This window comes from Pseudodesulfovibrio alkaliphilus, from assembly GCF_009729555.1.
Classification (GTDB): domain Bacteria; phylum Desulfobacterota; class Desulfovibrionia; order Desulfovibrionales; family Desulfovibrionaceae; genus Pseudodesulfovibrio; species Pseudodesulfovibrio alkaliphilus.
In genome coordinates this window covers 99,034-123,701 of sequence record NZ_WODC01000005.1, presented here as the reverse complement: position 1 = coordinate 123,701, position 24,668 = coordinate 99,034, and the positions used below count along the sequence as shown (strand labels likewise).

Annotated in this window: 21 protein-coding genes; 10 read left to right on the top strand and 11 right to left on the bottom strand. The window is 64.9% G+C overall.

Annotation, left to right across the window (positions count from 1 at the left end; translation table 11 throughout):
* Nucleotides 1-279 precede the first annotated feature (279 nt).
* The 6 genes from GKC30_RS09070 to GKC30_RS09045 form a co-directional block, all read right to left on the bottom strand.
* The gene (locus GKC30_RS09070; protein WP_155934289.1) at nt 280-2,295 is read right to left on the bottom strand and encodes a methyl-accepting chemotaxis protein; all 2,016 of its coding nucleotides are present in this window, start codon (nt 2,293-2,295) and stop codon (nt 280-282) included.
* 9 nt (nt 2,296-2,304) lie between these two features.
* The gene (locus GKC30_RS09065; protein WP_155934287.1) at nt 2,305-2,790 is read right to left on the bottom strand and encodes a cytochrome c family protein; all 486 of its coding nucleotides are present in this window, start codon (nt 2,788-2,790) and stop codon (nt 2,305-2,307) included.
* A gap of 142 nt (nt 2,791-2,932) precedes the next feature.
* Nucleotides 2,933-5,929 (bottom strand): phosphoribosylformylglycinamidine synthase subunit PurS, encoded by a 2,997-nt coding sequence (locus tag GKC30_RS09060; protein ID WP_155934285.1) that lies wholly within the window; start codon nt 5,927-5,929, stop codon nt 2,933-2,935.
* A gap of 71 nt (nt 5,930-6,000) precedes the next feature.
* Nucleotides 6,001-6,969 (bottom strand): polyprenyl synthetase family protein, encoded by a 969-nt coding sequence (locus GKC30_RS09055; protein WP_155934283.1) that lies wholly within the window; start codon nt 6,967-6,969, stop codon nt 6,001-6,003.
* 42 nt (nt 6,970-7,011) lie between these two features.
* Complete coding sequence (mqnB, locus tag GKC30_RS09050) at nt 7,012-7,710, bottom strand: futalosine hydrolase (protein WP_155934281.1); 699 nt, start codon at nt 7,708-7,710, stop codon at nt 7,012-7,014.
* A gap of 18 nt (nt 7,711-7,728) precedes the next feature.
* The gene (locus tag GKC30_RS09045; RefSeq protein WP_155934279.1) at nt 7,729-9,051 is read right to left on the bottom strand and encodes a nucleotide sugar dehydrogenase; all 1,323 of its coding nucleotides are present in this window, start codon (nt 9,049-9,051) and stop codon (nt 7,729-7,731) included.
* Between the two features lie 63 nt (nt 9,052-9,114).
* Here GKC30_RS09045 and GKC30_RS09040 point away from each other — a divergent pair, with 63 nt between their 5' ends.
* Nucleotides 9,115-9,321, top strand: coding sequence for a DUF2065 domain-containing protein (locus GKC30_RS09040; protein WP_155934277.1), 207 nt, complete (start codon nt 9,115-9,117; stop codon nt 9,319-9,321).
* A gap of 24 nt (nt 9,322-9,345) precedes the next feature.
* Here the strand turns inward: GKC30_RS09040 and GKC30_RS09035 are convergent, their stop codons facing one another.
* Complete coding sequence (locus GKC30_RS09035) at nt 9,346-10,098, bottom strand: ubiquinone/menaquinone biosynthesis methyltransferase (protein ID WP_155934275.1); 753 nt, start codon at nt 10,096-10,098, stop codon at nt 9,346-9,348.
* Nucleotides 10,099-10,323, bottom strand: coding sequence for a hypothetical protein (locus GKC30_RS09030; protein WP_155934273.1), 225 nt, complete (start codon nt 10,321-10,323; stop codon nt 10,099-10,101). It lies immediately after the preceding gene.
* Between the two features lie 254 nt (nt 10,324-10,577).
* On the opposite strand from GKC30_RS09030, the gene GKC30_RS09025 reads away from it, so the two are divergent.
* Entirely contained in the window at nt 10,578-10,919 is a 342-nt protein-coding gene (locus GKC30_RS09025; RefSeq protein WP_367614057.1) for a DMT family protein, read from the top strand.
* An 82-nt stretch (nt 10,920-11,001) separates the two neighbouring features.
* Here GKC30_RS09025 and secA read toward each other — a convergent pair whose 3' ends face one another.
* The 3 genes from secA to GKC30_RS09010 all read right to left on the bottom strand — a co-directional run bounded on the left by secA (nt 11,002) and on the right by GKC30_RS09010 (nt 16,294).
* A complete protein-coding gene (gene secA / locus GKC30_RS09020) occupies nt 11,002-13,548 on the bottom strand; it encodes a preprotein translocase subunit SecA (protein WP_155934271.1) in 2,547 nt (848 codons plus the stop codon).
* Between the two features lie 221 nt (nt 13,549-13,769).
* A complete protein-coding gene (locus GKC30_RS09015; RefSeq protein ID WP_155934269.1) occupies nt 13,770-14,903 on the bottom strand; it encodes a (Fe-S)-binding protein in 1,134 nt (377 codons plus the stop codon).
* Nucleotides 14,897-16,294: an FAD-binding oxidoreductase gene (locus GKC30_RS09010; RefSeq protein ID WP_155934267.1), complete on the bottom strand. Its 1,398-nt coding sequence runs from the start codon at nt 16,292-16,294 to the stop codon at nt 14,897-14,899. The genes GKC30_RS09015 and GKC30_RS09010 overlap by 7 nt, the downstream gene beginning before the upstream one ends.
* 313 nt (nt 16,295-16,607) lie before the next feature.
* Here GKC30_RS09010 and GKC30_RS09005 point away from each other — a divergent pair, with 313 nt between their 5' ends.
* The 8 genes from GKC30_RS09005 to hydF all read left to right on the top strand — a co-directional run bounded on the left by GKC30_RS09005 (nt 16,608) and on the right by hydF (nt 24,595).
* Nucleotides 16,608-17,867, top strand: a complete 1,260-nt coding sequence (locus tag GKC30_RS09005; RefSeq protein WP_231117105.1) for a [FeFe] hydrogenase, group A — start codon at nt 16,608-16,610, stop codon at nt 17,865-17,867.
* 13 nt (nt 17,868-17,880) lie between these two features.
* Entirely contained in the window at nt 17,881-18,219 is a 339-nt protein-coding gene (locus GKC30_RS09000) for an iron hydrogenase small subunit (protein ID WP_155934262.1), read from the top strand.
* Between the two features lie 413 nt (nt 18,220-18,632).
* Nucleotides 18,633-18,875: a TM1266 family iron-only hydrogenase system putative regulator gene (locus tag GKC30_RS08995; protein ID WP_155934261.1), complete on the top strand. Its 243-nt coding sequence runs from the start codon at nt 18,633-18,635 to the stop codon at nt 18,873-18,875.
* Nucleotides 18,876-18,891: 16 nt separating this feature from the next.
* Nucleotides 18,892-20,316 carry a [FeFe] hydrogenase H-cluster radical SAM maturase HydG gene (gene hydG / locus GKC30_RS08990; protein ID WP_155934259.1) on the top strand — a complete coding sequence of 475 codons (1,425 nt, stop codon included), beginning with the start codon at nt 18,892-18,894 and terminating at the stop codon, nt 20,314-20,316.
* A 26-nt stretch (nt 20,317-20,342) separates the two neighbouring features.
* A complete protein-coding gene (locus GKC30_RS08985; RefSeq protein WP_155934258.1) occupies nt 20,343-21,779 on the top strand; it encodes an aspartate ammonia-lyase in 1,437 nt (478 codons plus the stop codon).
* Nucleotides 21,776-22,396, top strand: a complete 621-nt coding sequence (locus tag GKC30_RS08980; protein ID WP_155934256.1) for a hypothetical protein — start codon at nt 21,776-21,778, stop codon at nt 22,394-22,396. The genes GKC30_RS08985 and GKC30_RS08980 overlap by 4 nt, the downstream gene beginning before the upstream one ends.
* Complete coding sequence (locus GKC30_RS08975) at nt 22,393-23,457, top strand: biotin synthase BioB (RefSeq protein ID WP_155934254.1); 1,065 nt, start codon at nt 22,393-22,395, stop codon at nt 23,455-23,457. The genes GKC30_RS08980 and GKC30_RS08975 overlap by 4 nt, the downstream gene beginning before the upstream one ends.
* Nucleotides 23,375-24,595 carry a [FeFe] hydrogenase H-cluster maturation GTPase HydF gene (hydF, locus tag GKC30_RS08970; RefSeq protein WP_155934252.1) on the top strand — a complete coding sequence of 407 codons (1,221 nt, stop codon included), beginning with the start codon at nt 23,375-23,377 and terminating at the stop codon, nt 24,593-24,595. Before GKC30_RS08975 ends, hydF begins: the two co-directional genes overlap by 83 nt.
* Nucleotides 24,596-24,668 lie beyond the last annotated feature (73 nt).

Below are 24,668 nucleotides of genomic sequence, written 5' to 3'. Positions count from 1 at the left end.
GCGCTCGAAGCTCCGCCCTGGACCCGGTCGCTCCCGGCTGAACGGGGACGTTCTCCACAGGAGGAAGAGCTGTCCATAGCGTACTTTCCAAAAACCCGCAAATCCTGCCGGCATCTCCTCAAAACCGGCGTTGGCCGCCGGGAGAGAACCTGTGTCGCCCATGCGGGGCCGACATCGGTAATGCAGCGAGAAGGCCCCGGACGCTTGCCCGGGGCCGATGAATTGCGAGGAATGCGGCACGGTCGGGGCCCGGACGCGGGCGTCCGGGCCCGTATCCGGCTAATGACGGAATTTGGCCACCAGCTCCGAAAGGTGCTGGGCCATCTCCGAAACCTCCTGAATGCCCTTATTGGACTCCCGGATGCCGGTCAGGACCTCCTGGGAGAGATCATTGATGTGGGTGACGCTGGTGTTGATCTCGTCCGAGGTGGCGGACTGCTGCTCTGCCGCCGTGGCGATGCCGCGCACCATGTCGGCAATGGAATCCGAGTGGGTCACGATCTGATCGAGGACCCCTCCCGCCTCCTTGGCCATGTCCGAGGTATTGAGCACCCGCTCCTTGACCGTGTCCATCTCCCGGACCACATCCGTGGTGGACTGCTGAATCAGCGAAATGGCTCCCTCCACCTCCTTGGTGGCGGTCATGGTCTTCTCGGCCAGCTTGCGCACCTCGTCGGCCACCACGGCGAAACCGCGGCCAGCCTCGCCAGCCCGCGCCGCCTCGATGGCCGCGTTGAGGGCGAGCAGGTTGGTCTGGTCCGCGATGTCGTTGATCACGGCCATGACCTTGCCGATATTCTCGGCCCGGCTCGACAGGGAGGCCAGCGCCCCGGCCAGATTCTCGGTGATCTCGGCCACGGTGTTGATCTCGGCCACGGTCTTGCCCACCACCACGCCGCCGTCGGCGGCCACCTTATTGGCCCGCCCCGAAGCATCGGCGGTTTCCGAGGCGTTCTTGGCCACCTCAAGAACGGTGGCGTTCATCTCCTCCATGGCCGTGGCCACCTGGCTGGTCTGGTCGGCGGTGGTGTCCACCCCCCGCGCCAGGTTGGCCATCTGCTGCGAGAGCGCCTCGGAGGCTGCGTTGAGCTTGTTGGCCACCTCGGTCACTTCGTTGGCCACTACCAGCAGATTCTGCCGCTGGGCCTCGATGTTCTTGCGGTCGTTCTCCTCGCGGGTGAGGTCGATGAGTACGCAGATGGCGCCCACGGTCTTGCCGTCGGCGTCCTCAAGCGGCGACGCCTCGAAATGGAGCGGAAAGACCGTGCCGTCGGCACGGTTGTAGTGGAAGTTGCCCGAGATGGTCACGCCGCTGGCAATGACGTGGGCCGCGTCGCAGGTTTCGTCTCCGGGATCGCAGGAGAAAACCTCTGAAACCTTGCGCCCGGACACCTCCTTCTCGCTCAATCCCAGGATTTCCCGCAACGGCTCGTTGACGAACTGCAGCCGCTCCTGCGCATCGGTCACGAACAGGGGGACAACGATGCCTTCAAGCACGCTCTTGTTGTACTGGAGCTGGTCCTTGATCTGGGAGACCATCTCTCCAAGATACCGCGAAAGCTTGCCAAGCTCGTCCTCGCCCGTCACGGTGAAGGGCGCATCCAGATTGCCCTTGCTGACCTCTTCGGTGGTACCGGCGATGCTGGTGATGCGGTTGACCACGCTCTTGCGCATGAAAATGATCAGCGCGGCCAGCAGGGCCACCACGCCGACGACCGAAATGCCCGCCGAGCGCAGCTGGTTGGTCTTCAGGGCGCTGAACTGCGGGCTGACATCCACGGTGAGCACCAACGCCCCCAGAATCTTACGGGACCGGCCGTGACAGTGGTAGCACGACGGGCTATTCTCAATGGTCTTGACCTCGGCGAACTGGAGCCTGCCTTCGATCTCCATCAACTCGCCCATGACCACAGGGCGCTCAAGTCCCTCGCGCATCATGCGCGGCAGCCCGTTTTCGGTTCTGATCTCGAAGATATCCTTGCGCACCAGACTTTCGTCCGTGGCGTAGGTGATCTCGCCCTTGTAGTCGGTAAGATAGGCGCCGATGTCGGCGTAGCGCTCCGAAAGTTCGCGGAACTTGTGGGCCGTGCCCTCGTTGTCGCCCACGGCCATGGGGTCCTCTATGGCCATGTAGAGCATGTCGCCGACACGTTCGGCCGCCACCTCCACCTCGTGCAGGGTGTGCGCATAGGTGGAGTAGGAATTGTAGATGAAAAGCCCGGTGAACGCGGTGATGGTCAGCAGCGAGGACAGCAGGATGACCTTGACGCCCAGAGACTGATTGATGATCTTCATGATCGTCTCCTAGTGCGCCCCGCCGTAGATCAGCGGCTTGAAGTTGAAGGCGTTGACGCGCTCAGCGTTATGGCAGGTCTCGCAGTCTGAAATTTTCATCTTTCGGATGATCAGGTCGGGCTCGCCGCCGGACTCGACATGGTCGTAGCCCGGGCCGTGACAGACCTCGCAACCCGCGTCGGCCATGTGCGGTGTCTCCTCGAAACTGACAAACCCGCCCGGCTTGCCAAACCCCGTCATATGGCAGACGAAACACTCATCAAGCTCTTCCCGGGTCAGGTCGCCGGCCATGATCTTGACCGAATCCCCGGAATGGGCCTTTTTGGAAAATTTTTTGAAATTTTCGTATTCCTGATCATGGCAGTCGCCGCAGGACTCGGTGCCCACATATCTTCCCGAGTTGGTCCCGCCAACGGAAACAGACCCGATCACGACAACGGCCACAGCAACCACAAAGAACACGCACACCTTGGGCCACCCAAAAGAAAAGAACATCAACCACCCCCCCGTAAAAGTCCACAATGCGGCGGTCCGGCAGGAAAAAACGTCCCGCGCCCACAAGAACTCCCACGGTCTATAGATGGTTTTTTAAAACAGGTAAAGGGGGCTTGGACCTCGAAAACCCCCGCATGGACCTTTACCAGTCCAGTGTGGCCTTGAAAGCCCGGGCCAACGCCTCCACCGGCTCGCTCAACACCGCCGCATCCCCCAGACCCACCCGGAACGTCCCGGTATCGTCCACCGCGCCTATGCGGGCGACCCATTGCCCGGCAAACCTCGCCTCAAAGGCCCCGGCATGGACCGGGGGCACGGAAACCACCAGTCGGCTGGCCGACTCGGCATAGAGCAGGCCGGTGGCGTCCATCGTTTCGCAGACAGGCACGGCCGCAAGGTCCACACGCGCACCCAACCGGCCGCCGATGCACATCTCTGCCAGAGCCACGCCCAGACCGCCGTCAGAGCAGTCGTGACAGGCGCTGACCAGTCCTGCCTGGATGGCGCCAAAGAGTGCCTGATACCGCGACTTGGCCGAGAGAAGGTCCACCTGGGGCACGCGACCGCTGGTGAAACCGAGCTGGACAGCCACCTCGCTGCCGCCGAATTCGGGCCGGGTCAGGCCAAGCAGGTAGATCAAATCGCCGGGAGCCTTGAAGTCCGAGGTGACGCACCTGTTCACGTCCGGGATCACGCCGATGACCGAGAAGAGCACGGTGGGCGGAATGGAAATCTTGCGGCCCCCGCCCTTGTAGTCATTCTTCATGGAATCCTTGCCCGAGACGCAGGGAACGCCAAACCCGAGGCAGAAATGGGCCAGAGCCTGGTTGGCCCGGACCAGTTGGGCCAGCTTGTAGCGGCCGTCAGGGGTGGATTCGGACTGAACCGGGTCGCACCAGCAGAAATTGTCGCACCCGGCCATGTAGCCGATGTCGCCCCCCACGGCCACCGCGTTTCTGATGGCCTCGTCAATGGCGTTGGCCATCATCCAGTAGGTGTCGAGGTCGGAATACTGCGGGCAGATGCCGTGGGAGACCACCAGGCCCCGGTCGCTGCCAAGCTCGGGACGCAGCACGCCCGCGTCGGAAGGACCATCGGCCTTGACGCCCACCATGGGCTTGACCGCGCTCCTTCCCTGGACCTCATGGTCGTACTGACGGACCACATATTCCTTGGAACAGATGTTCAGGCGGCCGAGCATACTCTTGAGCAGCCCCCCCTGGTCGGCCACACCGGGCACAGGCCGGCTGACCACTGCGGGCCGCTCCCAGACCGCCTCAAGCTCCATCTGCGGCACGCCCTCGTGCAGAAATTCCATGCTCAGGCACGCCACCGGCTTGCGGCCGTAACGCACCAGATACCTGCCGGAATCGGTGAAGGTGCCAAGCACCGTGGACTCCACATCCATCTCGGCGGACAGGGCCAGGAATTCGTCGATCCTGTCCGGCGGCACGGCCATGGTCATCCGCTCCTGAGCCTCGGAAACAAGGATTTCCCAAGGCTTGAGCCCATCATACTTGAGCGGGGCGCGGGCCAGGTCCATGTCGAACCCGCCCGAGTCCTCGGCCATCTCGCCCACCGAGGAGGACAGGCCACCCGCACCGTTGTCGGTAATGGCGTTGTACAGGCCGCGGTCCCTGGCGCGCATCAGAAAATCGTACATCTTGCGCTGGGTGATGGGGTCGCCGATCTGCACGGCCGTAGCCGGGCTGCCCTCGTGCAGCTCCTCGGACGAGAACGTCGCGCCGTGGATGCCATCCGCGCCGATGCGGCCGCCGGACATGACGATGCAGTCGCCGGGCATGGCCCGCTTCTCGTGCGAGGGCCGGCCTGCCACGGTCTTGGGCATGGTCCCGATGGTGCCGCAGTAGACCAGGGGTTTACCAAGGTAGCGCTCATCAAAGACGATGGAGCCGTTGACCGTGGGGATGCCGGACTTGTTGCCGCCGTGCTCCACTCCCTCGCGTACGCCCTCGAACACGCGGCGCGGATGCAGCAGCCGGGGCGGCAGCTCGCCCTCGTGAAAGGGCGAGGCAAAGCAGAAGACATCGGTGTTGCACAAAAGGTTTGCGCCCAGCCCGGTGCCCATGGGATCGCGATTGACGCCCACAATGCCGGTCAAGGCTCCGCCGTAGGGGTCGAGCGCCGAGGGCGAGTTGTGGGTCTCCATCTTGACGCAGACATTGAGGGCCTCGGAAAAGGCGATGACCCCCGCGTTGTCCTTGAAGACCGACAGGCAGTAGTCGCCGTGGGGCCCGGCGGCGGCGTTGCGCTCGCGCAGGGCCTTGGTGGAGCCCTGGATGAAGGTCTTGTAGAGGCTGGAGTAGGTGGCGCTTCGCCCGGTCTCGCGGTTTTCGTAGTCTATTTTCGCGCTGAATATCTTGTGCTTGCAGTGTTCGGACCAGGTCTGGGCCAGCACCTCGACCTCGGCGTCGGTGGGCTCGTTCCCCAGGCCCAGGGTCTCGCGCTCCGCCCGCACCGCCGGATTTGCGTAATAGTCGCGGATGACGTGCAGCTCGCGCAGGGACAGGGCCAGGGTGTTGGCCCGGGAGAATTCCATCATCTCGTCGTCGGTCATGGTCGAAAGCGGCACGGTGGCAACTTCGTCGCTGGCCTTGCCCGTGACCCTGGCCGCACGGGCCTCGAATCCGGGCGAGGCGGCCCACTGGGCCGCGGACTTGTACTCGAAGCGCTGGATCAGCTCGTTGGCCAGCAGGTCGGCCGCGACGCGCCGCACTCCGGCCTCGTCGAGCCCGGCCCGGAGCAGATACTGCCGCGAGGTGTAGACCCTGACCGACTCCAGCTCGGCCTTGGTCAGCCCCAGGACCACGCCCAGGGTCTCCCTGGCGGTACGCCCCTCGTTATCGGTGACGCCGGGCCGAAAGCCCACTTCGAGTATCCAGTCGAAATCGCGGGCCAGGGGGGACAGCGACACCTCGTGCAGCACCGGATCGTGCAGGGCGGCGCGTTCAAGAACCGTATCCACCTGCTCCCGGCTCACGCCCTCCAAGGTAAAAACGCTGACGATGCGCACATCGTCCACGGCCATCCCCAACTCGCTCCTGATCTTGCGGGCGACCTTCTCGCCCACCACGTCACGGACGCCTTCTTTCAGTCCGACAACGACACGGAAAAGCATCTGGAAACTCCTTCTTGGCGATATGAAAAGCAACCGGCCCGTCTCGCTTGCGCGACCGGGCCGGCCAGAAGTCACTTGGTTCTGGTCAGCACATAGTCGGCGGCCTGGCCGAGGACGGTGCGTTCCTCGCCGGGGGGGAGGAGCGCGAGGCATGCCTTGGCCCGTTCCACATAGACGGCAGCCTCCTCGCGGGTGCGCCCGGCGCTGCCCGCATCCTGGACCTGGGCCAGAACCTCTGCGCATTGCTCGTCGGTCAGTTCGCTGTCGCGCATCAGGGTGAGCAGGGTATCGCCGGCCACCTCCTCGCAGTCCTCCATGAACAGGATCAGCGGCAGGGTCACCTTGCCCTCGCGCAGGTCGCCGCCCTCGGGCTTGCCGGTCTCGGACGCGGGCGAATCGTAATCCAGGGCATCGTCCACCAGCTGGAAGGCGATGCCCAGGTTGAGGCCGTACTCCCCGGCCGCGTCCTCCTGCTCCGGGGTGGCCCCGGCCAGGGCCGCGCCGCAGCGGCAGGCGCATTCGATGAGCCGGGCGGTCTTGCCGATGATGATCCGCATGTACGCCTCGCGGTCCAGGGTGGGATGCTTGGAGAACTGGATCTCCTCGATCTCGCCCACCGCAGTCTCCATGATGCCCCGGGCCAGAAGCCAGCAAAGACGGGCGTTGCCGTAACGCGCCCCCATCTCGTTGGCCAGGGCCAGCAGGGCGTCGCCCGCCAGGATGGTCTCGGTGCGGCCGAAGACCAGATGCGAGGCGGCCCGGCCGCGCCGGATCTCGGCTTCGTCCAGGTAGTCGTCATGCAGCAGGGTGGCCGAATGGAGCAGCTCCAACGCACAGGCAATGGCGTGAAAGTCGTCCCGGTCATATCCCAGGGCCCGGGCATGGAGCAGGGTCAGCATGGGCCGGATGCGCTTGCCCCCGGAGCCGATGATGTGCCGGGCGACATCCCGTACCAACCCGCTCAAGGACTCGGCCTCGGCATCGAGATAACCGTTAATTCCTGGGAGTTCCCTTTGGAAGTAGCGCAGCAGTTCGTTCATATCCGCCAACTATGTCAGGTTGCGGGCAAGGAGTAAAGACTTCTACTTCCCGGTAAAAAGGCGCGGAGCAAAGTCGCCAAGGGCCCGCAGCGCACCCTTGAGATCCCAGTCCCCGGCGAGGCGCGATCCCACCACGTTGGAGACACTGCGCACCTCCAGAAACGGCAGGCCCGCCCGCAAGGCTCCGTAGGCCAGGGCAAAGCCCTCCATGTTCTCCACGTCCGCGGAGCAGGCCATCTGAAGCCAGCCAGCCCTCTCCGGGGTGCCGGTGACGCCGCTCACGGTGACAAAGGAACCCCGGGCGCAGCCGCCGGGCAGGGACAGCCCCATGGTTGCCGCGTCGTTGACCGGGTTGAGCACCAGCCGGTTCCAGACCGGCTTTCCCCCCACCTCGCCCTGAGCAAAGCCGATGCCCTTGGGGTCCACACGGCCTTCCTCGTCGAGCAGGCCGTATTCGGGCCAGGTCTCCCGCCAGGCGTAGACACAGGAACCCAGGGGGAACCGCGACACCTCGTAGGCCCCGCCGATGCCGAGGTTGACCACTCCGGCTGCGCCGGGCAGGGCCATCAGGCGACCGGCCGTCAGGGCCGCGTTGACCACCCCCACCCCGCTCACGGCCAGCAACAGATCAAGGCCGCCCAGAGAAAACTCCGCTGTCCCGCCCTGCTCCACGGCAGGAGCCCCCACGCCTCCGAAGGCGGACTGCATCTCCTTTGACGTGGCTGTGACGACGAGGATCATGATTTCTTTCCCGGCCGCCTACAGCCGCCAGTACTCGATGTCCAGGGCCTCAAGCCCGGCCCGGTCGAAGAAGCCCTTGACATCCATCACCAGGGCGCGGGCCGGGTCGGCGAACCACTGCCTGATCCCGTCCAGGGGGATCTCGCGGTACTGGTCGTGGGCCACGGCCAGGATCAGTGCGTCCAGGTCGCGCAGATCGTCCAGGGCGCACAGCTCGATGCCCAGTTCGTGGCGGGCCTCCTCGGGATCGGCCATGGCGTCGTGAACCAGGGTGACGACGCCGTAGTCGGCCAGCTCGGCCAGGATGTCCACAACCCGCGTGTTGCGCAGGTCGGGCACGTTTTCCTTGAAGGTCACGCCAAGCACGCCCACCCGCGCTCCCCTGATCTTGACATCGGCCCGGATGAGCCGCTTGACCGTGGACTCGGCAATGAACTTGCCCATGGAGTCGTTGATCTGCCGCCCGGCCAGGATGACCTGGGGATGAAAGCCCATGGCCTCTGCCTTGAAGGTCAGGTAGTAGGGGTCCACGCCGATGCAGTGGCCGCCCACCAGCCCGGGCCGGAAGGGCAGGAAGTTCCACTTGGTGCCGGCGGCCTCGAGCACGTCCATGGTGTCGATGCCCATGCGGTCGAAAATCATGGCCAGCTCGTTCATCAGCGCGATGTTCAGGTCGCGCTGGGTGTTCTCGATGACCTTGGCCGCCTCGGCGGTGCGGATGTCCGGGGCGCGGTGGATGCCTGCGGTGACGATGGTGCCGTAGACCGCTTCGAGGAGCTTTCCCGTGGCCTCGTCCTGTCCGGCCACCACCTTGACGATGGTTTCCAGCCGATGGACCTTGTCGCCGGGGTTGATGCGCTCGGGCGAGTAGCCCACGCGGAAATCGCTGCCGCAGACCAGCCCTGAGCGCTCTTCCAGGATGGGTACGCAGATGTCCTCGGTCAGGCCCGGATAGACCGTGGACTCATAGACCACCACGGTGCCGGGCTGGAGATAGGTGCCCACCGACTCGCTGGCCCCGGTCACGGGGCGCAGGTCGGGCGAGCGGTATTCGTCGATGGGGGTGGGCACGGCCACCAGGATGAGCCGGGCGTCGGCCAGGGCGGAAAGGTCCGAGGTGAAGGTCAGGTCCACATCCCCGCTCACGGCGGCGAAATCCACCTCGCCGGTACGATCGAAGCGCCGCGCCAGCTCGCGAACCCGCCGCTCGGACACATCCACGCCCAGAACACGAAAATGCCGTCCCAGGGCCACGGCCAGAGGCAGGCCCACATAGCCCAGCCCGACCACGGCGATGGCCTCTTCCCTGTTTTGCAAGCTCTCGAAAGTGATCATGCTCATGAACTCATTGTCTCCATTTGTCATTTGGTGGACATGGGCGGTGTTCCCGGATAGTAGAAATGAATGAACATCGACTGGTCACTGCTCATTGCGGCCGTAGGGCTGGCATTTGTCTTTGAGGGACTCCCCTACTTTCTCTTTGCCGAGCGCATGCCGCGCATGCTGCTGCGGCTGGCCACCCAACCCCCGAAATTTCTGCGCTTCATCGGGCTTGCGGCCATAATCCTCGGCCTGCTCATCATTTCCTTCGGCCGCTCCTTATCCTTTTAGACCGCGGCCTGTCCACAGGGAGGGTCAGCCCCTGCCCGCCTTCTCGGCCACATGCAGATAGACGATGCCCGACATCATGGGCACGTGGTAGACCCGTGCGAACCCGGCGTCCAGCAGCTCGCGGGCAAGAGCGCGTTCGTCGGGGAACGATTTGATGGTCTCGGCCAGATAGCGGTAAGCCCCCGGATCGCCCGAGATGCGGTCGCCGATGAAGGGAAGCAGGGTATCGAGATAAAAATTGTACAGCCCCCGCCACACCCGGCGGCTGCCGGTGCCGAATTCCAGGATGCACAGCCGGGCGCCGGGCTTGAGGACGCGCAGAAACTCCCCATAGGCATCCTGGCGGGGCAGGATGTTGCGGATGCCGAAAGCGATGGTGGCCGCGCCCATGCTGGCGTCGGCCAGGGGCAGAAGGCGACCGTCCGCCTGAACGGGAAAGATGCGTTTCTCCAGCCCCTCCGAGAGCTTGCGGACCTTGCCGCGCTCAAGCATGGGCAAGGCGAAATCCAGAGCAGCCACCCTGCAGCCAGGGTATTGGCGGGCCAGCTCCACGGACACGTCCATGGTCCCGGCGGCCAGGTCGAGGACGGTCTCTCCCGGCTGTGGTCGCGCAGCACGGGCCAGACGGTAGCGCCAGTAGATGTCCTGCCCGCCGGACAGGGCGTGGTTGAGAAAGTCGTACCACCCGGCGATGCGGCCGAACATGGCGGCCACTCGTCGACCATGCTCGTCGGGGGTGGCGGCTCCGGTGGCCGAACGGCACTGGTCCCCGGTCATCTAGCCGTCCTGCTCCGCAGATTCCGCCTCGTCCTCCCCGCCCTCGGCCAGCTCGGCCTCGCGGGAGCCGTCGCCAGCGGTGACTCCGGTGATGGTTCTCATCACATCCTTATAGATGACATCGAAATTCTGCCCGAAATTACTGGGCGAGATGCGCCCCACCTCGATGAACTTGATCACCACTTCCTTGGCCACCTGCAGGGCCTGCTTCTGGTACTTGTCCATGCCGATCCTCCGGATTCGTCAACGAAAAACCGCCCGGTGGGAAATGGCCTGGACCAACGTGGTCAAGGTGCCGGGCGGGAAAAAGACGGAAACCGTGAAGCCCCCCTCTTTTTCGGCTCTTCCTACCACGACCCGGCCGGGTCCGTCGAGCAGTTTGCTTTGCCGGTCCCGCCGGAAACTGTGGACGGCGGGGGCCCACTTGGTCTATCTTCCGCCGTCCGTCCGGGACGACTCTTTCCATTGCGAGGTGGGATGTGAGGATTCCGCTCTATACCGCGCTGCTGCTGACAGCCTCCAACATCTTCATGACCTTTGCCTGGTACGCCCATCTCAAGGAGCTGAACCAGCGGCCGTGGTACATCGCCGCCCTGGTCAGCTGGGGCATCGCCCTGTTCGAGTACATGATCCAGGTGCCGGCCAACCGGCTGGGCTACACCCAGCTCACCCTGCCCCAGCTCAAGATCATGCAGGAGGTGCTGGCCCTGGCCGTGTTCGCGCCCTTTTGCCTGCTGTACATGAACCAGCCGCTGAAATGGGACTACCTCTGGGCCTCCCTGTGTCTGCTCGGCGCGGTCTATTTCATATTCAGGTCATAGGTCCCGACGCCGGGAACCGACAAAGAACAAGCCCGCGAACGCACTGTTCGCGGGCCTGCATGTCAGCCTGGGCAGCGCGACCTTACGAGCCGCAGCACTTCTTGTATTTTCTGCCCGATCCGCAGGGGCAGGGGGCGTTTCTGGAGACCTTGGGCTCGGCGCGTTTGACCGGCTCCTTCTTCTTGTCTCCGGCCGAGGCGGAGTCGGTGTACTCGAGCTTGTCGGTCTGCTCGTGCTGGAATTCCTCGTCCCGCACTTCGGCCTGGATGCGCAGGTGGGAGAAGGCGCGCATGGCATTCTCCTTGAGGGTGTAGACCAGCTCCTCGAACAGGGCAAAGCCCTCGCGCTTGTATTCCTGCTTGGGGTCCTTCTGGCCATAGCCGCGCAGACCGATGCCGTCGCGCAGGTGGTCCATGTTCAGGAGGTGTTCCTTCCAGTTCCGGTCCAGCGAATCGAGCAGGAAATAGCGCAGTATCTCCTGGTAGTGGGTGCCGGTGGCTGCCCGCAGGTAAGCGAAAATCTCCTCCACCCAACCCTCGGCCTGTTCCAGCGTGGGCAGCTCGCCCCCGCTCCATCCCTCGAACCGCTCGAAGTTGAAGACCTCCTCGAGCCGGGCGCGGACCGAGTCGATCATCTCCTGGTCCTGCGTCTTGGCGTCCAGAGCTGGCTGCAGAATGTTTCCGAGCAGATCAAGGGCGTATTCGCGGGCAATGTCGTCCACGGTCTCGGCCATCATCAGCTCGCGGCGCAGAGAGTAGACCACTTCGCGCTGCTGGTTCATGACATCGTCGTATTCGAGCAGCTGCTTGCGTATCTCGAAATGATGCGCCTCCACGCGGGTCTGGGATTTCTCGATGGCGCCGGAGACCATCTTGTTCTCGATGGCCATGCCGTCCTCAAGACCCAGCTTGTTCATGATCCCGGCCAGGCGATCGGACCCGAAAAGGCGCATGAGGTCGTCGTCCAGGGCGAGGTAGAAACGCGAGGAGCCCGGGTCGCCCTGGCGGCCGGAGCGGCCGCGCAGCTGGTTGTCGATGCGCCGCGACTCGTGGCGCTCGGTGCCGACGATGTGCAGGCCGCCCAGCTCGCGCACGCCCTCGCCCAGCTTGATGTCCGTGCCTCGCCCGGCCATGTTGGTGGCGATGGTCACTTTCCCGGCGTGGCCGGCCTCGGCCACGATCTCGGCCTCGCGCTCGTGCTGCTTGGCATTGAGCACGTCGTGGGGAATCCGTTTTTTCTTGAGCAGATTCGAGAGCAGCTCGGACTTCTCGATGGACACGGTGCCCACCAGGGTGGGCTGTCCGCGCCGATGGCAGTCGGCGATGTCCTCGGCAATGGCCTCGTATTTCTGCTCCTGATTCTTGTAGATGGCGTCGGGGAAGTCCTTGCGGACCATGGGGCGGTGGGTGGGGATGACCACCACGTCGAGATTGTATATCTGCCGGAACTCCACGGCCTCGGTGTCGGCCGTGCCGGTCATGCCCGCCAGCTTGTCGTACATGCGGAAATAGTTCTGGAAGGTGATGGAGGCCAGGGTCTGGTTCTCGGCCTCGACCTTGACGTTCTCCTTGGCCTCGATGGCCTGGTGCAGGCCGTCGGAAAGGCGGCGGCCGGGCATGAGCCGGCCGGTGAACTCGTCCACCAGCACCACATGGTCGTCCCTGACGATGTATTCCACGTCGCGATGGTAGCAATGGTGCGCCTTGACCGCCTGGAGCACATGGTGCTGCAACGAGATGTGCTGCGGGTCGAAGAGGTTGTCCACGCCAAGCAGCCCTTCGATCTTCTCCACGCCGGCGTCCGTCAGGGTGATGGACTTGGTCTTCTCGTCCAGGACGAAATCTCCGTCGGGCTGGGTTTCCTTGTCGGCCGGGTCAATGGGGGTGGACTTGACCAGCTTGGGCACGATGTCGTTGATGCGGCGGTAGAGGCCCGAGGACTTCTCGCCAGGGCCGGAGATGATCAGCGGAGTCCGCGCCTCGTCGATGAGGATGGAGTCCACCTCGTCCACGATGGCATAGTTGAGGGGACGCTGCACCAGCGTCTCCTTGTAGAATTTCATGTTGTCGCGCAGGTAGTCGAAGCCGAACTCGTTGTTGGTGCCGTAGGTGATGTCGGCCCGGTAGGCGTCCTGACGCTCCTGCTCGCCGATGCCGTGGACGATGACGCCCACGCTCAGGCCCAGGAAGGAGTAAAGCTGGCCCATCCACTCGGCGTCGCGCCGGGCCAGGTAGTCGTTGACCGTGACCACGTGGACACCCTTGCCGGACAGGGCGTTGAGGACCACGGGCAAGGTCGCCACCAGGGTCTTGCCCTCGCCGGTCTTCATCTCCGCGATCTTGCCCTCGTGGAGGGCGCAGCCGCCGATGAGCTGCACATCAAAATGGCGCATGGGCGGGTCGAAGACACGGGAGCCCGCCTCGCGCACCAGGGCAAAGCATTCGGGCAGCAGATCGTCCAGGCTCCGCTCCCCGGCCGCCACCTGCTCCTTCCACCGGGCGATGCGGTCCGGGAACTCGCCGTCGGCCAAGGCTTCCATCTCCGGCCCCAGGGCGTTGATCCGGTCAATGACGGGATTGAGTTTTTTCAGATAGCGTTCATTCTTGGAACCGAAGAGAAATTTGAGCATGCTGGGGGGTTCTCCTGAAAATTTCGCGGGCCGCCTTCCGGGCCAGACGCGGCTTGAGCCGGGCGTTGCCAAGGAACATAGGGTTTCGCCCGGCAAAGTCAACGCGCCAGACCCAAAAAGCACCCGATCCGGCTGCCGCGAGCCCGACGCGCCCTGCAATAGCACAAAGGAGGGGAACAGTAAAAGCCCGCGGCAAGGGGCCGCCCGGCCCGGCGAAGCGTTCAGCCGACCGCCTCCAGCCAGTGGCCCGCGGCCACGCCACGGGGCGCGGCGGCCGCCAGTTGCGCTGCGCAGGCAGAGCAGCCGGTCAGAGCCAGTTCGGCCCCGGCCAGCCGGTCCCAGCAGACCCGGCCCACCTGATCGCCCAGCTCGGGTGCGCCAAGACGCATGACTCCGCCGAAACCGCAACACTGCCGATCCGTGGCCGTCACCAGCCGATCGCCCAAAGCGGCCGCAAGCAGCAGACGATCGCTGTCCGCGCCCTCGGCATGGCAGGGACGGTGGTAGCCGATTCGCTCAGGTGCGGCCCCGGAAAGGGCGAAGCCGATGTCCTTGGCGAGCATTGACAGCACAATCAAGGAGCTCTGCCACGCCCCGGCCTCAGCCGCATCCTCGAAAAACGCTCCGTATCCCCGCAGGGCCGACTGGCAGGATGCGCAGAACACAGCCACCCTGGGTCTGCCTGCTCCGCGCCAGACATTGATATTGTGCCGGGCCATGTTCCGGGCCTCGTTCGCAAACCCGGCGCTCTTCAGTCCGCCGCCGCAACAGCGGAAATCTCCGGGCAGGATGTCCGCGCCCAACCCGTCGAGCAGGCGGCGGGCGGCGGCCAGCCAGCCAGGACGCACCAAGGTGGCTGTGCACCCCGGAAAAAGAAGCACGGGCTCGCCCCGGTGGGTGTCGGGGAAGGTGGTCGGGGTCAGGAAGGGCGTCAGCCCCGGTTCGCGTCCAAGCCCTGCCAGCATCCTGAGCAAGGAGCCGAACCGATCTGGCCGCAATGATTCCGGGACGAGTCTGGCCGCAGCGGAGCCTGCTGGCCAAAGCGCGTCGGCATGGGTCAGCCACGCCCTCCAGAGCCAGTGCCTGAACTCCGGGTGCGCCCCCCGCAGCCCGGCCACCAGCCCGGGCACGTCCACGCCCTGGGAACAGACTGCGGCGCAACGGCCACAACCAAGGCACAGCCCGGCCAGCCGGGCCACATCCGCCCCGCGCAACCCAGCCTCGTCCCGCCCCAGCAGATAGCACAGGTCGGCCTTGGCTCGCGGCCCCAGCTCCTCGCGTCCGGTGGCGGCCAGCAGCGGGCAGATCTCCAGGCACTTGCCGCAGAGGATGCACTCGCCCGCCACGCCTACCATCCCTTGCCGGGATTCATGATCTCGTGGGGATCAAAGACCCGGCGCACGTCGCGCATGACGGCCACGGCGTCCGGCCCGAGCTGCACGTCGGCGAACGTCGCCTTGGTCAGCCCCGTGCCGTGTTCGCCAGAAATGGTTCCGCCGAGTCTGACGGCCAGCCGGAAAATCTCGTCTGCGGCGCTGGCGGCTGCGGCCGCTTCTCCGGGCCGCGAACGGTCGTGCATGATATTGATGTGGATGTTGCCGTCGCCCAGGTGGCCGAAGCTGAGGACGCGCAGCCCGTGGGCCACGCCGATCTCCCTGGTGCGCTCCACGGCCTCGGCTACCCGCCCTCTCGGCACGGCGATGTCCTCGGCCAGCTTGTCCGGGGCGAGACGGAAGGCTGCCGGAGAGACGCCCCGGCGCACGTTCCAGATCATCTCCTCGGACTGGCCTCGCCCGATTTCTACAGACACCGGGCCAAGGGGGGCCAGCGCCGCGGTCAGCCGGTCCATCTCGGCGGCCACGCCAGGACCGGAACCGTCGAGCTTGAAGAGCAGCGCGGCCTGCGCCTCCGGCCCCACGGGCATGTACGCCCCCTCCGGGTCAAGGCGAAGCGCCTCCAGCGCCCCCTGGTCCATGAACTCGCACGCCGAAGGCAGCACGCCCGCCCGGAACACGGCCCCGGCCCCGGCCAGGGACGAGGCCAGATCAGCGAACCCCACCAGGGCCGACGCCGATGTTTCAGGCAGGGGGATGAGTTTAAGCGTGATCCGGGTCATCAGACCGAGCCTACCGTTGCTGCCCACGAAAAGCCGGGTCAGGTCCAGCCCGACCACGTCCTTGTGAGAGCGTCCCCCGGTGCGCAGGACGCGCCCGCCCGGCAGCACGGCCTCGACTCCAAGCACCCAGTCGCGGGTGACGCCGTACTTGACGGCGCGTAGGCCGCCCGCGCAGGTTGCCACATTGCCGCCGATAGTCGAGATGCGTACGCTGGCCGGGTCCGGCGGATAGAAGAGTCCCTTTGCCGAGCAAGCGGCCTGGAGATCGGCGGTGATCACTCCGGGCAGGACCTCGGCCACGAAATCGTCGGCATCCACCACGGGCTCTCCCGTCATGCGCAGCATGGAAACCACCACCCCGCCGCACGAAGGCACCGCGCCGCCCACACGCCCGGTGCCGCGGGCCCGTGGATACACGGGCATGCGCTCGGCCTCGGCCCAGCGCAGCAGCTCCACCAGCTGCTCGCGCCGCTCAGGCCGGACCACGGCCCAGGGCATGGCACGCTCCCGACTGGCGTCTGCCGAAAAGGCGGCCAGCCCCTCGGTCGACAGCAGGCAGCCGTCTCCGGGAAATAGGTCGAGAAGGAAGGCCCGGCGGGCAGCGGTGAGGGAGGTGGCATATCCAATCATGCCCGGACGGTACGACCCGGCCGGGGGCCTGTCAATGGCCCCAGCCAGGGACCGGCGTCCCTCCAGAGCGTCAATGTGCCGACAAACCGCTATTTCTTTCGCCCTTTTCGCCCAGACACCTTGACACAACTACCATTCTTAAAATAGTAACCTTAATGTGTTATTGTTTTCATAATCGTGCGAACGCCGCCAAGGTCCGTTTCATGGCGGCGGGAGCGAAGGAGGGTATCCGATGTCAGGATGCACACCCAAGTCGGCGCCAACAGTGGTGCCGGCGGATTTGTCTTCAATCCACCCCAACAAGGAGGGCACCATGAGACAGATTGAAGGCGTCATGTACCAGACCAACGCACCCAAAGGGGTCGACCCGGACAACATTTTCTTTGTCCAGGTCGATGCCACCAAGTGCGAGACCTGCGGCGAGTGCGAGGAAGTCTGCCCCACCGGAGTGATCCAGTCAATCAACGACGCGGGCATCCGCGCCGTGGTCGATCCAGCGGGCTGCGTCAACTGCGGCCAGTGCCTGGCCCACTGTCCCTATGGGGCCATCTACGAGGGCGTGTCCTATGTGGACGAGATCTTCGAGAAGCTCAAGGACCCGGACACCATCGTGGTCTCCATGCCCGCGCCTGCGGTGCGCTACGGCCTGGGCGAATGTTTCGGCACCCCCACCGGCACCTATGTGGGCGGACAGATGCACGCGGCCCTGCGCCGACTCGGCTTCGACTACATCTGGGACAACGAATTCACCGCCGACGTGACCATCATGGAGGAAGGCACCGAGCTGATCAAGCGTGTGAAGAACCATGGCAAGCCGGGGGCCTACCCGCTGCCGCAGTTCACCTCCTGCTGTCCGGGCTGGGTCAAGTTCGCCGAAACCTTCTATCCCGACCTGCTTCCCAACATGTCCACCTGCAAGTCGCCCATCGGCATGCTCGGCCCCCTGGCCAAAACCTACGGCGCCAAGCAGACCCACACCAAGGCCAAGAAGATCTACACCGTCTCCATCATGCCCTGTATCGCCAAGAAATACGAGGGTCTGCGCCCTGAACTGGCGGACAGTGGCTTCCGCGACATCGACGCGACCATTAACACCCGCGAGCTGGCCTACATGATCAAGACCGCGGGCATCGACTTCAATTCCCTGCCGTCCGAGCAGCCCGACCCGATCCTGGGCGAGTCCACGGGTGCGGCCACCATCTTCGGCAACAGCGGCGGCGTCATGGAAGCGGCCCTGCGTCTGGCCTACGAGGTGCTTTCGGGCAAGAAGCTGGCCGATCCCAACATCCTGGCCGTGCGCACCCACGAGGGTATCAACACGGCGGACGTGGCGGTTCCCGGCTTCGGCACGGTCAAGGTGGCCGTGGCCAGCGGACTCGACAACGCGGCCAAGCTCTGCGACGAAGTGCGGGCGGGCAAGTCCCCCTACCACTTCATCGAGATCATGACCTGCCCCGGCGGCTGCGTGAACGGCGGCGGCCAACCCCTTGATCCCGAGCTCCGGGCGTCCCTGTTCAAGAGCACCGTTGCGCGCATCAACAGCCGCTTCCGGGCACGCAACACCCGCGCATAAGGAGGAATGAAACATGATTATGAACAGACGTGCCTTCATCAAGGCGTGCGGAATCATGACCGGCTACGCCGTGCTCAGCCTGAACATGGTCAAGGAAGCCGCGGCCAGCGCCATGGACTTCGTGGGCATCCGCCAGAAGTCCGTGTACGACGCTGACGCCAATCCCAAGATCTACAAGATCAGGAAGTCCCAGGACAACCCCATGGTCAAGAAGATCTACGACCCCAAGACCGGCTACCTCGTGGACGGCCCATGCGGCAACCTGTCCTACCATCTGCTGCACACCCACTACGTTGATCGCAGCGCCAAGGTGGCCGCCCTCAAGGCCAAGGGCTTCAAGCTGAACTTCTAAGCGCCTCTCAAGTGTCTCCTGCGGCGAGGATTCTTCTGATCCAAGGGCGACATTTCCTTCCCCTCCCACCAAGCGACCACCATCCTCCGGCATGGACGGCCTCAAAGCCGTCCGGGCACCTGCGTCCGCTCGCTGTCGTGTCACTTTTTTTAAAAAGTTATCCTTTTAGTATAATTATTTCTTGATTCGTATCCAAATAGAGCGTAATGCTCTTTGCCAGAACACCTCCAACCGGAGAATCTGCCTGCGGGAAGGGTTTGCCTGAACCCCAGGGTGGAGAAGTCTGGCCCTGTCCGCATGCAGGCAGGGGACCGTCCAGACCCTCCTTACCCTTCTCCGTATGCAGAGAGCCCGGGAGCACCACCCGGGCTCTCATCGTTTCGGCTGGAAACCTCCAACATCGGAGAGTGCACATGCAAAAACGCATCGGCATCATCGGCATCATCATCAAGGACAGGGACAGGGCAGCCGCCAAGGTCAACGCGGTCTTGAGCGAGCATGGCGACATGGTCCTCGGCCGCATGGGGCTGCCCTTTCGCGACCGGGGGGTGAACATCATCGGCCTGATTTTCGAAGCGACCACCGACGAAGTGGGGGCCCTCGCCGGCAAGCTCGGCATGCTTGACGGGGTCCAAGTCAAGTCACTATTGGTCTGACATAAGGAGCGACGGCATGAAAAACAACGCCAGCACAAGCGACGGGCTTGTCAATTTCATCGACGAAAAGACTATCCGCGCCGAAATGGAAAAGGCGACGAACCCGGCTCCCGGCCTGATCCGAGAAATACTCGCCAAGGCCCGCGAGCGGCAGGGGCTCGACCCGGACGAGGCCGCGGCCCTGCTGGGCAACCGTAACCGCGATCTGGACACGGCCATTTTCGAGACGGCCAGGGAGGTCAAAAAAGGCATCTACGGCAACCGCCTGGTGGTCTTCGCCCCCCTGTACATCACCAACGAATGCGGGAACCAATGTGCTTACTGCGGCTTCAACGCCAAGAACGACGACCTTGAACGGCGCACCCTCTCGTCAGAGGAGATCCGCAAGGAGGTCACGGTGCTTGAGGACCAGGGCCACAAACGCCTGCTTCTGGTCTACGGCGAGCATCCAAGGTTCGGGGCGGACTGGATCGCCCAGACCGTTCGCGACGTGTACTCCGTGACCTCGGCCAAGAGCGGCGAAATCCGCCGGGTCAACGTCAACTGTGCGCCGCTGGACGTGGAAGGCTTCCGTACGCTGCACGAGGTGGGCATCGGGACCTATCAGTGTTTTCAGGAGACCTACCACCGCCCCACCTACGAAAAGCTTCACGTCGCCGGGCGCAAGAAGGACTTTCTGTGGCGGCTGCACGCCATGCACCGCGCCCAGGAGGCGGGCATCGACGACGTGGGCATGGGGGCGCTTTTCGGCCTCTACGACCCGATCTTCGAGGTTCTCGGGCTGCTCCATCACGCCCACCGACTGGAGCTGGATTGGGGGGTCGGGCCGCACACCATCTCGTTTCCCAGGCTGGAACCGGCTCAAAACGCGGACATCGCCTACAACCCGCCGTATCCGACCTCGGACCACGAGTTCAAGAAGATCGTTGCCGTGCTGCGGCTGGCCGTGCCCTACACCGGACTGATCCTGACCACCCGCGAGAACGCGGCCCTGCGCAAGGAACTGGTGGAGATGGGGGTTTCCCAGCTCTCGGGCGGCTCGCGCACCTACCCTGGCGCCTACAGCGACCCCGAATACGACCGGCCCGACGTGCAGCAATTCTGTATCGGCGACAGCCGCAGCCTGGACGAGGTCATCCGCTCCATTGCCGGAGAACACGGCTACGTGCCGTCATGGTGTACGGCGTGCTACCGGCTTGGCCGAACCGGCGAGCACTTCATGGAACTGGCCAAGACAGGATTCATCCAGAAATTCTGTCTGCCAAACGGCCTGCTGACCTTCAAGGAATACCTCGAGGACTATGCCTCGGAAGAGACGAAGAAGGTGGGCGAAGCCCTCATCAAACATGAAATCGACACCTATCCCGACCCGGACCGCAAGCGTCTGCTCGTCGAACGACTGACGCGCATGGAAGCGGGCGAAAGGGATCTGTATCTGTAACCTCCCGGCAAGGGCGCAGGCAGCACATGACCGACTTCAAGCAAACGACCCGCACCGAACGCGACGCCCTGGGCGAGTTGGCCGTGCCGAGCGACGCCTACTACGGCATCCACACCCTGCGGGCCGTGCGCAACTTCCCCCTCTCCGGCTATCGCCTGCACCCCGCCCTGATCCGGGCCCTGGCCCAGGTCAAGCGGGCCTGCGCCAGGACCAACGCGCTCCTCGGACATCTGTCCGGGGAGCGTGGCCGGGCCATTGAAAACGCCTGCGCCGAAATGGTCTCAGGCTTCCTGCACGACCAAGTGGTGGTGGACGCCTTCCAGGGCGGAGCCGGAACCTCCACCAACATGAACCTCAACGAGGTCCTCGCCAGCCGGGCGGCCGAGCTGCTGGGCGGAACCCGTGGTCAATGGGCCCTGGTGGACCCCCTGCGCCACGTGAATCTGCACCAGTCCACCAACGACGTGTACCCCACCGCCCTCAGAGTGGCTGTCCTGACCATGCTCGCGGACCTGGAGGTGGCTGTGTCCGGCCTGCAGGAGTCGCTCCAGGCCAAGGAGGCCGAGCTTCGCGACGTGATCAAGCCGGGCCGCACCGAGCTGATGGACGCCGTGCCCATGACGCTGGGCATGACCTTCGGAGCCTTTGCCGACGCTGTGGCCCGGGACCGCTGGCGTGTCTTCAAGTGTCGCGAGCGGCTCAAGCGGGTCAACCTGGGCGGCACGGCCATCGGCACGGGCCTTGGCGCCCCCCGCGACTACATCCTGGCCGTGACCGGGCACCTGGCGGACATCACAGGGCTGCCGGTGTCCCGCGCCGAGAATCTGGTGGACGCCACCCAGAACATGGACGTATTTGTCGAGACCTCGGGCATGCTCAAGGCATGCGCCGCCAACCTGATGAAGATCGCTTCGGACCTGCGTCTGCTGGCCAGCGGACCCGAGGCCGGGCTGGGAGAACTGCGTCTGCCCGCGCTCCAGGCCGGTTCCTCCATCATGGCGGGCAAGATCAATCCGGTCATGCCCGAGGCCGTGACCCAGGCATCCCTGCGGGTCATGGCCAACGACCAGACCATCGCCCTGGCCGCAGGCATGGGCCAGCTCGAACTCAACCAGCTGATGCCCCTTGTGGCCCACACCATCCTCGAATCCCTGACCCTGTTGACCAACTCCTGCCAAGGTCTCGCCACCAGATGCGTGAACGGCATTGAGGCCGGGAGGGAGCGCTGCCGCCAACTGGCCGAAAAAAGCGGCGCCCTGGCAACGGTGCTTGTTCCGGCCCTGGGCTACGAGCGGGTGCAGCAGCTTCTGTCCGACGCCAGAGACAGCGGGCGCAGCGTCCGGGACCAGGCCGTGCTCGACGGGCTGGCCACGCCCGAGGCCCTGGACCGGCTTCTCTCGCCAAACCGGCTGTGCAAGCTCGGCTTCACCCCCGGAGACTTCGACGGAGTGACCATCCCATGAGGCTCGTGGCCGACATAGCGACTCTGGACACGCCCGGCCTGTTCGCGTCCGCGCAACGGAGGATAATCCTTCACGCGGCGGTGTACGGGGCCTTTGCCCGTTCCCAGCCCCACCGTCAGGGGCTGGATGCGGCCCTGGCCCGGCCGCACTTTGAACGGCTGGACATCATCGCCCTGGAGCCCGGATGTCCCGAGTCCTGGGTCCGGCCCTTTCTCGACGCCATGCGCTTTGGCATCTCAAGGCAGGCCACTGAGGACGAGGTGGCCGCATCCCACGCCTTTGTCAGCGAGCTGGCGGCCCGCAATCCGGGCAGGGTGGCGGTCCATCCCGCCCGCAGGCTGCCCTGTCTGCCCATGCTGGTCATCGACGACACCATCGTCTTCGGCCAGTACGCCCATGCCGGATGCCATGCGCCCCAGGGATTCTGGGGCATGGTCCATGCCGACGTGCCCGCCCTGCTCGACTGGGCCGAAACAGGTAAACCCCCGAGCCACGCCTCGCCCGAGGAGGTGGCCGCATTCCGGCTGGTCAACGAATGCGTCCGGGCCATGCAAGCGGCCCGCTCTCCAAGCCTCACTCCCTGCAACCAACGCTTTTCACCCCAGGGACAACCATGAACACCCACGACATCCTCGCCCTGCTCAACGGATCCGACGACCTGGCCCTGTTTGCGGACGCCGCCCTGACCCACCGCCGGGTGTTCGGCGACGAGGTCTTCATCCGGGCCGTGGTGGAATTCTCCAATGTCTGCAACAAGAAATGCCATTACTGCGGCCTGCGCGCTCCCAATGCGAAACTGAGGCGCTACCGCATGAGCGCCCCGGAGATTCTCGACACGGCCTGCGCGGCCGCGTCGGACGGGGCGGGCACCGTGGTCCTTCAGTCCGGGGACGACACGGGCTACGACACCGCCCTGATCGGCGACCTTATCCGCCAAATCAAGGCCAGCCACAGCGTGGCCGTGACTCTCTCCCTGGGGGACCGGGGCATAGACGAATACGCCTTCTGGCGCGACTGCGGGGCGGACCGCTGCCTGATCAAGGTGGAGACCTCCAACCCGCGCCTCTACAAGCGGCTGCGCCAGGGCGAGGATTTTTCCGCGAGGCTTCGGCGGGTCGAGGCCATGCGCCAGATGGGCTACGAGGTCGGCTCCGGGGTCATTGCCGGGCTGCCCGGTGCCACCCTTCTCGACGCGGCTCGCGACATCCTCCTGCTCACGGACCTCGGCCTTGAGATGATCGCGGTGGGCCCCTTTGTGCCAAATCCCGACACGCCGCTGGCTGCTTCGCCTCCAGGCCATGTAGCCCTCTCCCATCGCATGACAGCCCTGCTGCGCACCCTCAACCCAGAGGCCAACATTCCGGCCACCACGGCACTGGACGCCCTGGACCCCTCAAGCCGCGCCCTGGCCCTGGCCCGAGGGTGCAACGTGCTCATGCCGTCCATGACGCCGGCCGACCACCGGGGAGACTACACCATCTATCCGGGCAAGAACGCCGACGCCATTGATGATCCCCTTGCCGAGGCCCGGAGGTCGATTCTCGCCACCGGATTCATCCCGTCATCCTCAATGGGGTTCTCCCCAAGGAGCAACCATGTCCAACAAGGCACCACGCGGTGTGCGGCTGGCCATCGCCCTGGCCGGACGGCGCAACGCGGGCAAATCATCGCTGATTAACGCCCTCACCGGCCAGATGACGGCCATCGTCTCGGACACGCCGGGTACCACCACAGACCCGGTGGCCAAGCACTACGAGCTGCTGCCCCTTGGCCCGGTGACTTTTCACGACACCGCCGGGCTCGACGACACGGGCGAGCTTGGCCAACTGCGCATGAGCGCAACCCGCAAGGTGCTCAACCGCTCCGATGTGGCGGTGGTGGTCGTGGGCGAGGAAGGCGTCACCGACCACGAACGGGGCATCATCGAGACGATCCGGGGGTTGTCCATCCCCATCATTGTGGCCTTCAACAAATCGGACCTGCGAACCCCCTCGTCCGAGGAACTGGCCGCTGTCCGGGCCGAGGGCGCTCCCTGCCTCGTGGTCAGCGCCCAAAACGGCTCCGGCGTGGACGCCCTCAAGCAGGCGATCATCGACGCCGCGCCCCTGGAGTTCCGCCAGGAGCGCAGACTGGTGGGCGACCTCGTCAGCGAAGGCGACTGGGTGGTCTGCGTGGTACCCATCGATCTGGCCGCCCCCAAGGGCCGCCTGATCCTGCCTCAGGTTCAGGTGCTGCGCGACCTCCTTGATTCCGACGCCGTGGCCGTGACCGTCAAGGAGCGCGAGATAGAGGCCGTGCTGGCCGGAATGGGCCGCAGGCCCGCCCTGGTGATCACCGACTCCCAGGTGGTCATGAGCGTGGCCGCGGACGTGCCCGAGGACATTCCCCTGACCACCTTCTCGACCCTCTTCGCCCGCCACAAGGGAGACCTGCGGCGTCTTGTCCGGGGCGCGGACGCCATCGACTCCCTCAAGGACGGCGACACCGTGCTCATCGGCGAGGCATGCTCGCACCACAACGTGGCCGACGACATCGGAAGGGTCAAGATCCCGCGCTGGATATCCCAGTACACTGGCCGCGATCTGCGCTTTGAGGTCTATGCGGGGCACGACTTTCCCGACGATCTGGAGCGTTTCAGCCTTGTGATCCACTGCGGGGCCTGTATGCTGAACCGCACCGAGATGCTGCGGCGCATGGCCGAGTGCGAGCGCCGGGGTCTGCCCGTGACCAATTACGGGGTGGCCATCTCCAAGGTCCAGGGGGTGTTGGGCAGGGTCATCAGCCCCTTTCCCGAACTTGGAGACTCCGCCACGTAGCCCCACGGACTCCTCTATTCGCCGCATCGGCTTGTCTTTCCCCGTGGAAGCGGGTAGGTTTTCCCATGGCCTT

Bases quoted from the DNA above. Each gene is read 5' to 3' on its own strand.
- GKC30_RS09070 (WP_155934289.1), bottom strand. From the start codon at position 2,295: ATGAAGATCATCAATCAGTCTCTGGGCGTCAAGGTCATCCTGCTGTCC.
- GKC30_RS09065 (WP_155934287.1), bottom strand. From the start codon at position 2,790: ATGTTCTTTTCTTTTGGGTGGCCCAAGGTGTGCGTGTTCTTTGTGGTT.
- GKC30_RS09060 (WP_155934285.1), bottom strand. From the start codon at position 5,929: ATGCTTTTCCGTGTCGTTGTCGGACTGAAAGAAGGCGTCCGTGACGTG.
- GKC30_RS09055 (WP_155934283.1), bottom strand. From the start codon at position 6,969: ATGAACGAACTGCTGCGCTACTTCCAAAGGGAACTCCCAGGAATTAAC.
- mqnB (WP_155934281.1), bottom strand. From the start codon at position 7,710: ATGATCCTCGTCGTCACAGCCACGTCAAAGGAGATGCAGTCCGCCTTC.
- GKC30_RS09045 (WP_155934279.1), bottom strand. From the start codon at position 9,051: ATGAGCATGATCACTTTCGAGAGCTTGCAAAACAGGGAAGAGGCCATC.
- GKC30_RS09040 (WP_155934277.1), top strand. From the start codon at position 9,115: ATGAACATCGACTGGTCACTGCTCATTGCGGCCGTAGGGCTGGCATTT.
- GKC30_RS09035 (WP_155934275.1), bottom strand. From the start codon at position 10,098: ATGACCGGGGACCAGTGCCGTTCGGCCACCGGAGCCGCCACCCCCGAC.
- GKC30_RS09030 (WP_155934273.1), bottom strand. From the start codon at position 10,323: ATGGACAAGTACCAGAAGCAGGCCCTGCAGGTGGCCAAGGAAGTGGTG.
- secA (WP_155934271.1), bottom strand. From the start codon at position 13,548: ATGCTCAAATTTCTCTTCGGTTCCAAGAATGAACGCTATCTGAAAAAA.
- GKC30_RS09015 (WP_155934269.1), bottom strand. From the start codon at position 14,903: ATGGTAGGCGTGGCGGGCGAGTGCATCCTCTGCGGCAAGTGCCTGGAG.
- GKC30_RS09010 (WP_155934267.1), bottom strand. From the start codon at position 16,294: ATGATTGGATATGCCACCTCCCTCACCGCTGCCCGCCGGGCCTTCCTT.
- GKC30_RS09005 (WP_231117105.1), top strand. From the start codon at position 16,608: ATGAGACAGATTGAAGGCGTCATGTACCAGACCAACGCACCCAAAGGG.
- GKC30_RS09000 (WP_155934262.1), top strand. From the start codon at position 17,881: ATGATTATGAACAGACGTGCCTTCATCAAGGCGTGCGGAATCATGACC.
- GKC30_RS08995 (WP_155934261.1), top strand. From the start codon at position 18,633: ATGCAAAAACGCATCGGCATCATCGGCATCATCATCAAGGACAGGGAC.
- hydG (WP_155934259.1), top strand. From the start codon at position 18,892: ATGAAAAACAACGCCAGCACAAGCGACGGGCTTGTCAATTTCATCGAC.
- GKC30_RS08985 (WP_155934258.1), top strand. From the start codon at position 20,343: ATGACCGACTTCAAGCAAACGACCCGCACCGAACGCGACGCCCTGGGC.
- GKC30_RS08980 (WP_155934256.1), top strand. From the start codon at position 21,776: ATGAGGCTCGTGGCCGACATAGCGACTCTGGACACGCCCGGCCTGTTC.
- GKC30_RS08975 (WP_155934254.1), top strand. From the start codon at position 22,393: ATGAACACCCACGACATCCTCGCCCTGCTCAACGGATCCGACGACCTG.
- hydF (WP_155934252.1), top strand. From the start codon at position 23,375: ATGTCCAACAAGGCACCACGCGGTGTGCGGCTGGCCATCGCCCTGGCC.